This is a genomic window from Rhizobium sp. NPDC090279, assembly GCF_044769665.1.
Classification (GTDB): Bacteria; Pseudomonadota; Alphaproteobacteria; order Rhizobiales; family Rhizobiaceae; genus Rhizobium.
Map to the genome: position 1 here is coordinate 1 of NZ_JBIVYI010000030.1, position 10988 is coordinate 10988.

The window sequence follows — 10988 nt, forward strand, 5'->3', positions numbered from 1 at the left end:
TCGCTCATGAACGGCTCATCGGCACCCCCGCCGAGCTGAGCCTTTAACCCCGGAAAATTCCAGCTCCCGCTGGCCCAAATTCGGGGGGCACTTCACGGCTCATAAGCCATACTTCAAGAAGGATCACTTTTCAGGGGGCAGACCAAAAAACCCGCAATGTACTTGCAAGACCGATCATTGATCTGGGCCCGAAGTGCTGAGCCTGGGTCGTGACGAACCCCGTCACCACTGGCAACGAAAGCGTGGTCACCTCGCACCCAACGTCCCCGAGATATCGCTCGAACCCGCGCAGATAATGCCGGTAGTGATGGATCGAACTCGGACGCAGGCCCCGCTCTGCGCGAAGGTAGTCAAAGAACCCCGGCACCTGGGTAGCGAAAGGGATCGGCCAAGCTGTTCTACGGCTGATGTTATCCGACTTCGAGACGACCTGGCTGAAGAAATGCCGCACAATGCCCCCGACGAAGTTGCGATCGCGTCGACACGCATCAACGGATCGATTGGCGCGACGAATGAACAGCCAATCGTCGATGAATGGCTCGATGAACGCCTCGGCTTGTTCGATCTGATCGACATTGCGGACCGCAGTGAACGCTGCAAACTTCGTCAGGATCGGAACCCGTCGATAGATGCTGCGCGATGCATAGTCCTGCTCGCACAACACCGTCACATACTGGTCTATCTGTGGCCCCAGCCAGCAATCCTTGATCCGATCGACTGTCTGCGGCTTGACAAAAAAGCGTTCCAACATGGCAACCTCCATTCTGGGTTGGGGAGAAATGGAGGATGCGCTCGTTGCACCGCCTGCGCGATGTGCCGCCAGAGACAAACCAATCATTCAATTGCAAGAACTTATGCCTCTCAGGGCACATAACCGTTCGGGACACAAAACTACGACAACCTGAAGTCCGGCGTCAACCGCGCCAGCGTTCATGATCCCGAGATCAACCGCAGCTACGGCATGATGGCGTCCCACTATGGCGTCGGCGTCCTGCCGGCGCGGCCGCGACGCCCGAAGGACAAGGCCAAGGTCGAGAACGCCGTGCGCTTCGCCCAGAGCTGCATTCTCGGCCGCTTGCGCAAGCAGACCTTCTTCTCGTTCACCGAGGCCAATGCCGCGATCGCCGAGATGCTCAGCCGCATCAACGATCATGTCATGCGCCGGCTCGGCGTCAGCTGTCGGCATCTCTTCGAGACGGTCGAACGCCCAGCACTCGCAAGTCTGCCCGCCGAGGACTATGAGTTCACCGAATGGCGCTTGGCGCGGGTCTCGACGGATTACCATATCGAGTTCAAGAGCTTCTTCTACTCCGTCCCGCACGGCCTCATCCGCCAGCAGGTCGATATCCGCGCCACTGCCCGGATGATCGAGATATTCCATCGCGGCAAGCGCATCGCCGCGCCGCCAGAAGCGCTTCGAGGCGAGAGCCCGTGCCGCCAGGCTCCGTCATGACGCCCAGGTCGAGAACATCGACTTCCGTGCCGCTCGCGGCCTTGACCGCAATCTCATCCTGAAGCTCGCCGGCTGCGACTGGATCAGGCAACATCACAGTCTCCTGCTGATCGGGCCTGCCGGCGTCGGCAAGAGCTGGCTGGCCTGTGCGCTCGCGCGCGGCGACGGCCGCTATCCCAAGGTCCTCAAGGCGCTCGCCAGAACCGACCTGCTCATCCTCGACGACTGGGGACCTGAGAAGCTCAACGACGAACAGCGCCGCGATGTCCTTGAGATCATTGAGGACCGCTATGAGAAGCGTTCCACCATCGTCACCAGCCAGGTGCCCGTCGATCACTGGTACGACATGATCGGCAATCCGACACTCGCCGACGCCATCCTCGACCGCCTCGTCCACAATGCTTATCGCATTGAGCTCAGCGGCGAGAGCCTGCGAAATCAGCGTCGGGCTCCATCCGAGGCTTGACCGCACGACAATCAGGAGCCATCAAAACAACGACCCAGGGGAGCATCGACTGGCCGGCTTCATCGGAATACGCACTTCCAGACAAGATCGTCACATGTAACGCCTGATTTACCCAGCCCAACGCCGCCGAATTGCGCGTGAACATTTCCCTTTTTAGAGTTTAAGAGACGGAACTGGTCTTCTCGGCGACAGTTTTTTGAAAGTTGTGTAACGCCACCTCCCAGTGTGGGGAGAAGCGGCTCGGCAAACCAATCTCCTCTCGATTGCGAGCCATAGCCTGGACCTGTCGCCAAGGGCCGTCGTCTTCATCGAGAACCTGTTTCCAGTAGATAGTATTTTCTTCCCTAAGCTTTGCGAATGCGTCGGAAGTTGCAGAATCCCCAATAAAGTATGTCTTGGAGGTATAATGCGTTAATTCCGGGCCGCGTGGAAGCTGGAGCGAGAGTGACATGTAGTTGGGCGTGCAGGTGATAATGGTTGCCGGAAACACAAACAGGATGACCGTCTGCGCAATGCCCGTTTCGACCATACTGGGGAAGAACGGCAATTCGTTTCCATCAGCGACCTTAGTTGCATAACGCTTCTGTGCATCTACCAGCGATCGGCGGGATGAAAAACCTGAATAAACACTTCCGCCGATTTCGGAAGAGTAGTCTTTGCTGTGATCGAATGCCTTGTGGACGAAAGGCAAATGATAATCTTCGATGCCACCTTCAACCACAATCTTCCAATTGACTGCGAAATCCCTGCTCCCCCGTCCGGTGCCGTCCGGGGTTGGCTTTAGAATCGTGAAGTCATAGATGGGTTCGAGCCGTTCACGTACCGGCTTTAGAAATTCATCGAGGCTTTTGGCCTTTCCATCGATGTTTGCGAATATCACGTCAAGGTATTGTCCAATCCTAACTTCTACCAGTGAAAGCTGGCTAAGGTCGAAGCCTTCGGCTTGGCTTTCATTCACTCCGGCGATCGATGGGGTCGCAAGAAGGTTACCTTCGAGGCCGTACGTCCAACAATGGTAAGAACAGCGGATCGTTTTGACGTTCCCTTTACCCTTTACAAGCTTCATCCCGCGATGACGGCAAATGTTGTGATAACACTTCACCTCGCCGCTTTTAGCACGAACAAGGATCAGTTCATAATCGGCAACGCTGACTGGGACGACATCGCCAACATTTGGAACGTCGCTCGCGAAACCTATTCCTGTCCAACCGGCGGCAAAAACGTGCTTGCGCTCAAGCTCGTAGAATGACGGGTCATAGTAAGTACGGCCAGGCAACCCTTCCGCCAAGCTTGTGGGCAGACTGAGCTTCTCAATCTCCCTTTCGGACAAGGCGGTTGCTCCGAAAACAGCGGTATCATGAGCGTTCATCGCACGTTCCCCTTTAGCTCTGGCACTCCGGGCAGCGGAAATAGCGATGGCCGAAGCAAGCGTTCAAGTTTAGCATCGAGAAACAGTATCGCTGAGACACATTGATACCATATCAAAAGAAAGAACTTTATTTCGGATAAGATTGATTACAGAAGGTTGGCAAACGCTTAACACCAACAGACAATCCGCTATTCTCGTTTATAATCAGACTGACGATCACCGACAGAAATTCTAATATGTCAAAGGTTACTCCATGGGGGCACAACGCATTATGCGGGGGTTGGTGAAATCTGGAAATCGTCTCCAACTGCGCCGGGACCTCCCCTTGCCACAACCTGGCAGCGGGGAGGTTCTGATCCAAGTTTTTGCGTTTTCGCTTGATGAAGATGATCTCCTTGCCTCCAATCCGGTTTCGAGCGACCGAATTGTCGGGAAGGGCGCCGCCGGCAAAATTGTTGCTGTCGGCGAAGATGTTCCCGCGTGGCGCTTAGGTGATGTCGTAATAGTCGACCCCGGCTTGGGCAGTAGAGAGGGGACTGCGGGCCTGTTCGGCATCGATCGTGATGGCGGTGCCGCAGAATTCATAGCTGTGGCAGCGGCCGATGCCTGTCCCATATCCCCCGACTTGCCAATCGAAGCTCTGCCCCTTCTTGCATTCAATTATAGTCTGGCTGAGCGCGTTCTCACTTGGGCTCGCCTATACAAAGGGGAGCGGATCCTGGTGCTCGGCGCCGACTCCGGGAGCGGTGCCGCTTGCGTCGAACTCGCTCTGCTTCGTGGAGCTAATGTCTACATTATCACCGGAAAATCCGTGGTTTGGCCTTTTGCCGAACTTCCGGTATCGGTGTGGGCGGGCTCCATACCGGAGTATGATGGCCCTGATGTCCATGTGATTGCAGACTTTAGAAAACAGGCAAGCTACCAGGACTGTTCTGATTTTCTCCTACCGCAGGGGGTATACACCTCTTCAGCAGGCGATCTCATTAAGCCATGCTCGAAGCCTGTCTCCGCTTTGGTGGAACCCGATATATTCACAATGGAAACGCTAGAGCACCTTGCCAGGTTTGCTGAGGCAGGAGAACTAAAACCAAGGCCAAGCAAGCTCCTGTCTTTCGAAAGTATCGAGGAGAATTTGGCAGACTTCGATTTCAACTCGCATATTGGTCCATTGGTGATCAGGTTCGGAGAAGGTTGAGGCCACCCACACTTCGGAACGTCTGTGTCCTTTGCACCGAGACGGTATCTTAATGTTTCGAGTTTTCCTGACAAGTACCATGCGAGCCTTGCTATGTTTTCTTGTTCGAATTGTACGGCCGTTTCACTGGTCTAATGCGAATGCTCTTGGGTATGTTGAAATCCGGAGCACGATGATCACCACGCCGACAGTATGTGCCAGCTTTGTAAATTTGCTTGCTCGTTCTGTGTCGATTGGTCTGCTGACCTGTATCTTAGCGCAACCTTCAGCACCGGGTTTTCATCCGGACTTAGGCGATTTCAGGTTGGTTTCGTAGCAGTCGCTGAAATTTCATTGCTATCAGTCCTATTGGGACACACAGCCAACAGACAGCGCCTAGCAAGATTTCGCTCTCTACACCTGATTTTTGAACTCGACGATCACGGGCTCGTCAAGGTCTACCGAAGAGCAGGCTGCCAGCGCTCGATGATCATAAAAATTGATTGTCTGGGTCACACCGGTCATGCTGGTATCCCCACCCAATCAATTGTTTCGCAATCGGCCTTGCAGCAGATCGAGGACACCCTGCGCAGCTTCTAGGATATTGGTACCAGGACCAAACACCGCCGATATGCCATTTTCGAGAAGAAAGTTATAATCCTGCCGGGGAATGACGCCGCCGACAACGACAATGATATCCACAGCACCCCTGGCTCTTAAAGCTTTTACCAATTCCGGCGCCAAGGTCTTGTGACCGGCCGCGAGTGATGAGATACCAACAACATGCACCTTGTTAGAGACCGCCGTGTCAGCGGCTTCGTCAGGGGTTTGAAACAGATGGCCAGCGACAACATCGAAGCCAATATCTCTGAAGGCGGAAGCGACAATCTTGGCGCCGCGGTCATGGCCGTCTTGGCCGAGCTTTGCGATCATAATCTTCGGGGTGCGGCCGATGGTCTGCGAAACGGTCGAAAGCCGGGCAGCAAGCGTTATTAGCTCCGGCTCGTCCTTATAGGCACGACCGTAGATGCCGCTTACCACTTCTGGGACGGCAGAATGATCGCCAAAGACCATACGCATCGCATCGGAGATTTCGCCAATCGTGGCGCGAGCGCGGGCGGCCTCAACGGCGGCCTCAAGGATATTGCCCTTTCCAGTGCGGGCGGTTGCAGTCAGGACTTTGAGTGCGGCTATAACAGTGGCCGAATCTCTAAGACGTTTTGTCTCCTCGATCCGCTTGATCTGCGTGGTGCGCACCGCCGCATGATCGATATCTAGAATATCTATTTCATACTCGGATTCCAGTCGGTACTTGTTTACACCCACGATCACTTCGTCACCCTTGTCGACTGCGACCTGCCGGCGGGTGGCTGATTGTTCAATCAGCCGTTTCGGTAGTCCATCGTTAACGGCCTTCGTCATGCCACCAAGCGTTTCAACCTTCTCGATTAGATCCCAGGCCTTGTCGGCGAGTTCTTTGGTGAGGCTTTCAACGTAGTAGGAGCCCGCCAGCGGATCGACCACTTTGGTTACGCCCGTCTCGTGCTGCAAAATGAGCTGTGTATTGCGAGCTATACGGGCAGAGAACTCCGTTGGCAATGCAATGGCTTCGTCGAAGGAGTTCGTATGAAGGGACTGCGTGCCACCAAGCACCGCGGACATGGCCTCGAAGGCGGTGCGGACGATGTTGTTGTATGGGTCCTGTTCCTGCAAAGAAACGCCCGAGGTCTGGCAGTGCGTGCGCAACATCAGGGACGATACCTTCTGCGGCTTGAACTCCTCCATGATGCGGGTCCACAGCAGACGAGCAGCGCGCAGCTTTGCGGCCTCCATGAAGAAGTTCATGCCGGTCGCGAAGAAGAAGGAGAGGCGACCGGCGAAGTCATCGATATTCAGGCCTTTTTTGATCGCAGCCCGAACGTATTCGCGTCCATCGGCAAGCGTGAAGGCAAGTTCCTGTACCAACGTCGCGCCCGCCTCCTGCATGTGATAGCCGGAAATCGAGATCGAATTGAACTTCGGCATCTCCCTCGTGGTATATTCGATGATATCCGAAACTATCCGCATCGAGGGTTCCGGTGGGTAGATATAGGTGTTGCGGACCATAAACTCCTTGAGGATGTCGTTCTGGATCGTGCCCGTGAGCTCAGCGCGCGCCACGCCCTGTTCCTCGCCCGCGACGATGAAGCTGGCAAGAATCGGGATGACCGCACCGTTCATCGTCATGGAGACGGAGACCCTTTCGAGGGGAACGCCCTCGAAGAGGATCTTCATGTCCTCGACACTATCGACAGCGACTCCCGCCTTGCCGACATCGGCGGCGACTCGCGGATGGTCACTGTCGTAGCCGCGATGGGTAGCAAGGTCGAAGGCGACCGAAACGCCCTGCTGACCGGCGGCAAGCGCCTTGCGATAGAAGGCGTTCGAGGCTTCCGCGGTCGAGAAACCGGCGTATTGTCGAATCGTCCACGCGCGCCCAGCATACATCGTTGCGCGCGGACCGCGTGTGAACGGCTCGAGGCCCGGCAGCGAGCCGAGATGTTCGAGCTCTTCTGTATCACTCTTGGTATAGAGCGGCTTGATGTCGATCCCTTCAGGCGTTTGCCAAATGAGCCGTTCGGCCGGCGCCTTGATTTCCTTTTCGGCAAGCGCTTTCCAATCCTCTAGCCTCTCGCCCGACATCATGAAAACTCCATGATCAGTTCATCGACCGAGAAGCTTTGGCCAATCACTGCACTGATCCGCTTGACGACTCCGCGCCTTTCGGCTCGAAGCGTGTTCTCCATTTTCATGGCCTCAACGGTTACAAGCGGCTGACCGGCTTCCACTCGGTCACCAGTCTTCACCGCAACGGAGGTGATTACACCGGGCATAGGGCACAACAGCGCTTTGGACGTATCCGAAGGCGGTTTAACAGGCATGAGCGCGGCTAACTGAGCAACGTGTGGCTCACGGGCATATACTGTCAAATCCATCCCTCGCCAACGCATACGAAGGGCGGTGCCTACCTTCGAAATTTTCACACCAACAGTTTGTCCATTGACCGTGAAATGCGCGTGGCTCTGACCAGGTTGCCATGCTCCTGTGACCGTTACGTCTGAACCATCAGCAAAGCTAACGCACGCCGCGTCAAGGTTTTCGTTCAATGAAACAGAAAATTGTTGCTTTCCGAACGCGACCACCCAGTCGGCGCCGATCTGACGGCGACGATTACCCATGGTGCCGGATATCTGCGCTGCACGACGTTGAATAGTTTGGTTAACGACAACCGCGATCGCCGAGAGCTTTCGAAGGTCCGTCACTTCAGGCTCGACGCCATGAAAGCCTTCGGGAAACTCTTCGGCAATGAACGCCGTGGTAATCTCGCCGGAGCGAAATCGGTCATGCCTCATAACCGCCGACAGAAAAGGCAAATTGTGACTAATGCCTTCAATTTCAAAATCGTCGAGCGCCGTGCCCATGGCGTCGATTGCAGCCAAACGATCTGGCGCCCAGGTGCAGAGTTTGGCGATCATCGGATCATAAAATATCGAAATCTCACCGCCTTCGAAAACCCCGGTGTCATTACGGACAACGTTGCCGTTTTCCGCGACGCCTTCTGGAGGAGGGCGATAGCGCGTCAGGCGGCCGATCGAGGGTAGGAAGTTGCGGAACGGATCCTCCGCGTAAACGCGGCTTTCGATTGCCCACCCATTAAGTATTACGTCGCGCTGGCCGAAACTGAGTTTCTCGCCGGCCGCGATCCGGATCATCTGCTCTACAAGGTCAATGCCGGTGATGAGTTCCGTGACAGGGTGCTCGACTTGAAGGCGCGTATTCATTTCGAGAAAATAGAAATTCCTGCTGCTGTCGACGATAAACTCAACTGTGCCGGCGGAGAAGTAGCCAACGGCTTTTGCCAAGGCAACTGCTTGCTCGCCCATCGCTTTGCGCGTCTCCGGATCGAGGAACGGGGATGGCGCCTCTTCGATGACTTTCTGATTGCGTCGCTGAATCGAACATTCGCGCTCGCCAAGATAGAGCACCGTGCCATGTTGATCGCCAAGGACTTGGATTTCGATGTGGCGTGGCTCGGTGACGAACTTCTCGATAAATATGCGATCATCGCCGAAGGAGGCCCTGGCCTCATTCTTGGAAGCTTGAAAACCGTCTCTCGCTTGCATGTCGTCCCATGCAATTCGCATGCCCTTGCCGCCACCGCCGGCTGATGCCTTGATCATTACTGGATAACCGATCGCTGACGAAATTTTCGCCGCCGCCTCTGCATCTTCGATCAAACCCGTATAGCCCGGTACAATGGAAACTCCGGCTTCTGCTGCCAACTTCTTGGACGTGATCTTGTCGCCCATCGCCTGGATTGCACCAACGGGTGGCCCGATGAAGATGACGCCCTCTCTCTTCAGAGTTTCAGCGAACGCCGAATTTTCCGACAGGAAGCCATAACCAGGATGGACGGCATCGGCGCCTGTCTTATGGACAGCCTCAAGAATTCTGTCGATGGCGATATAGGATTGGTTGGACGGAGCAGGCCCGATATGTACCGCCTCATCGGCAAGACGCACATGCAAAGCGTCACGGTCAGCATCAGAATATACGGCAACAGTAGGAATTCCAAGATTCTTGGCCGAGCGGATGACACGGCACGCGATTTCGCCGCGGTTAGCAACGAGAATTTTTTTGAACATAGTTTTACCTGTCATAGCGGCATAGTGTCGTGTTTTTTCCAACGCGCATCCACCTGCTTGCCGCGAAGAGAAGCAAAGGCTCGCGCGATGCATCGGCGGGAGGAATGCGGAACGATCACCTCGTCAATGAAGCCGCGTTCTGCAGCAACGAAGGGATTGGCAAACCTTTCCTCATACTCTTTCGTTCGTGACGCGATTTTTTCCTCGTCGCCGAGTTCGGATCGATATAGAATTTCTGTAGCGCCTTTTGCGCCCATGACGGCAATTTCCGCAGTCGGCCAAGCGTAATTGATATCCGCACCGATATGCTTCGACGCCATAACATCGTAGGCGCCGCCATAGGCTTTACGGGTTATGAGCGTCACCATTGGTACGGTTGCCTGCGAGTAGGCAAATAGTAACTTGGCTCCGTGCTTTATAACGCCACCGTATTCTTGCGCAGTACCCGGCAGAAAACCGGGAACATCGACAAGCGTCAGGATGGGAATATTGAACGCGTCACAGAATCGGACGAAGCGGGCCGCCTTGCGGGATGAATCGATGTCGAGACAGCCGGCTAACACCATTGGCTGGTTTGCAACCACGCCGACCGTCTCTCCTTCGATGCGGACAAAGCCTGTAATGATGTTGCGCGCGAAGGCTTCCTGGATGGCGAAGAAATCCCCCTCATCCGCTATCGCCAAAATAAGCTCGGCCATATCATACGGCTTGTTTGATCTGTCAGGAATAAGCGTATCGAGACGCGCTTCCAGACGAGACGGGTTGTCGTAGAAGGGGCGCATCGGCGGTTTCTCCCGATTATGCAAAGGTAGGAAGTCGAACAGGAGACGGACGTGCTCCAGCGCCTCGATGTCATTTTCAAAAGCGCCGTCGGCGACTGATGATTTGGAAGTATGAGTTCTCGCGCCACCCAACTCTTCAGCACTCACAATTTCATTGGTCACTGTTTTCACGACATCGGGGCCAGTGACGAACATGTATGAGCTGTCGCGGACCATGAAAATGAAGTCTGTCATGGCAGGCGAATAGACGGCACCACCCGCGCACGGCCCCATAATAACCGATATCTGCGGGATAATGCCCGAAGCTTCGGCGTTGCGCCTAAACACTTCGGCATATCCTGCCAACGAGTCCACCCCTTCCTGGATACGGGCTCCGCCACTATCATTGAGGCCAATGACTGGCGCTCCGTTGCGCATCGCCATATCCATGATCTTACAGATCTTCTGCGCGTGGGTTTCCGACAACGAGCCACCGAGAACGGTAAAGTCCTGAGAAAAGACATATACCTGTCGGCCGTTAATAGTGCCCCATCCCGTGACCACGCCATCGCCAGCGATCTTTCGATCCGCCATGCCGAACTCCGTAGCGCGGTGCGTGACGTAGGTGCCATATTCTTCAAAAGAACCGTCGTCGAGCAACACCTCTATCCGTTCCCGCGCGGTTAGCTTACCTTTCGAGTGTTGTGCGTCGATGCGCTTCTTGCCAGCGCCAAGCTGCGCCTCGGCTCGACGCGATTTAAGCTCTTCGATCACGGACAACATCCACTACCCCTAGTTCTCGACTTGTCTTATGGGCTGAGCGTTGGCTCGCCTGTCATTTTGTAAATCAGTTGAGAAGAGCGCTTGTGTAAATGCCGAAGATGCAAACTTAGTTTTGCAAAGTCCCGAAAGGATCCAACTAGGGTCAGGACTTCGGTAACGGGGCCGTTCCAGTCAAGCAAAAAGTGACGACCGCAGCAGCGCATCATGCTGCCAGTGCAGTAAATAATCCCTACAGATTCCCTTTCGCCGATGCCTGGCTTGCTTCGCCCTTCATTTGAGGTCACCCCGGGTTCATGC

At 55.1% G+C, this 10988-nt stretch carries 8 protein-coding genes and 1 pseudogene; 3 read left to right on the plus strand and 6 right to left on the minus strand.

All coding sequences use genetic code 11. The features are described 5' to 3' along the window. Nucleotides 1-130: 130 nt before the first annotated feature. Nucleotides 131-751 carry a site-specific integrase gene (locus ACIQWP_RS31435; RefSeq protein ID WP_402796316.1) on the minus strand — a complete coding sequence of 207 codons (621 nt, stop codon included), beginning with the start codon at nucleotides 749-751 and terminating at the stop codon, nucleotides 131-133. Between the two features lie 405 nt (nucleotides 752-1156). On the opposite strand from ACIQWP_RS31435, the gene ACIQWP_RS31440 reads away from it, so the two are divergent. Continuing rightward, on the plus strand, nucleotides 1157-1453 hold the full coding sequence (locus tag ACIQWP_RS31440) for a Mu transposase domain-containing protein (protein ID WP_402796329.1): 297 nt from the start codon (nucleotides 1157-1159) through the stop codon (nucleotides 1451-1453). Beyond that, a pseudogene (locus ACIQWP_RS31445) lies at nucleotides 1401-1919 on the plus strand (ATP-binding protein); the annotation flags it as partial. The gene ACIQWP_RS31440 and the pseudogene ACIQWP_RS31445, both read left to right, overlap by 53 nt. Before the next feature lie 160 nt (nucleotides 1920-2079). Here the strand turns inward: ACIQWP_RS31445 and ACIQWP_RS31450 are convergent. After that, a complete protein-coding gene (locus ACIQWP_RS31450; protein WP_402796318.1) occupies nucleotides 2080-3288 on the minus strand; it encodes an aromatic ring-hydroxylating dioxygenase subunit alpha in 1209 nt (402 codons plus the stop codon). A gap of 325 nt (nucleotides 3289-3613) precedes the next feature. Between ACIQWP_RS31450 and ACIQWP_RS31455 the strand changes: the two genes are divergently transcribed. Then, on the plus strand, nucleotides 3614-4483 hold the full coding sequence (locus ACIQWP_RS31455; RefSeq protein ID WP_402796321.1) for an alcohol dehydrogenase catalytic domain-containing protein: 870 nt from the start codon (nucleotides 3614-3616) through the stop codon (nucleotides 4481-4483). 522 nt (nucleotides 4484-5005) lie between these two features. Here ACIQWP_RS31455 and scpA read toward each other — a convergent pair. From scpA to ACIQWP_RS31475, 4 genes are all read right to left on the minus strand, one after another. Continuing rightward, a complete protein-coding gene (gene scpA, locus ACIQWP_RS31460; protein WP_402796330.1) occupies nucleotides 5006-7144 on the minus strand; it encodes a methylmalonyl-CoA mutase in 2139 nt (712 codons plus the stop codon). Then, on the minus strand, nucleotides 7144-9147 hold the full coding sequence (locus tag ACIQWP_RS31465; protein ID WP_402796333.1) for an acetyl-CoA carboxylase biotin carboxylase subunit: 2004 nt from the start codon (nucleotides 9145-9147) through the stop codon (nucleotides 7144-7146). The genes scpA and ACIQWP_RS31465 overlap by 1 nt, the downstream gene beginning before the upstream one ends. An 11-nt stretch (nucleotides 9148-9158) precedes the next feature. After that, nucleotides 9159-10691 (minus strand): acyl-CoA carboxylase subunit beta, encoded by a 1533-nt coding sequence (locus tag ACIQWP_RS31470; RefSeq protein WP_402796324.1) that lies wholly within the window; start codon nucleotides 10689-10691, stop codon nucleotides 9159-9161. Between the two features lie 26 nt (nucleotides 10692-10717). After that, a partial coding sequence (locus ACIQWP_RS31475) for a hypothetical protein (protein WP_402796326.1) occupies nucleotides 10718-10988 on the minus strand: 271 nt, incomplete at its 5' end.

Bases quoted from the DNA above. Each gene is read 5' to 3' on its own strand.
- ACIQWP_RS31435 (WP_402796316.1), bottom strand. From the start codon at position 751: ATGTTGGAACGCTTTTTTGTCAAGCCGCAGACAGTCGATCGGATCAAG.
- ACIQWP_RS31440 (WP_402796329.1), top strand. From the start codon at position 1,157: ATGCGCCGGCTCGGCGTCAGCTGTCGGCATCTCTTCGAGACGGTCGAA.
- ACIQWP_RS31450 (WP_402796318.1), bottom strand. From the start codon at position 3,288: ATGAACGCTCATGATACCGCTGTTTTCGGAGCAACCGCCTTGTCCGAA.
- scpA (WP_402796330.1), bottom strand. From the start codon at position 7,144: ATGTCGGGCGAGAGGCTAGAGGATTGGAAAGCGCTTGCCGAAAAGGAA.
- ACIQWP_RS31465 (WP_402796333.1), bottom strand. From the start codon at position 9,147: ATGTTCAAAAAAATTCTCGTTGCTAACCGCGGCGAAATCGCGTGCCGT.
- ACIQWP_RS31470 (WP_402796324.1), bottom strand. From the start codon at position 10,691: ATGTTGTCCGTGATCGAAGAGCTTAAATCGCGTCGAGCCGAGGCGCAG.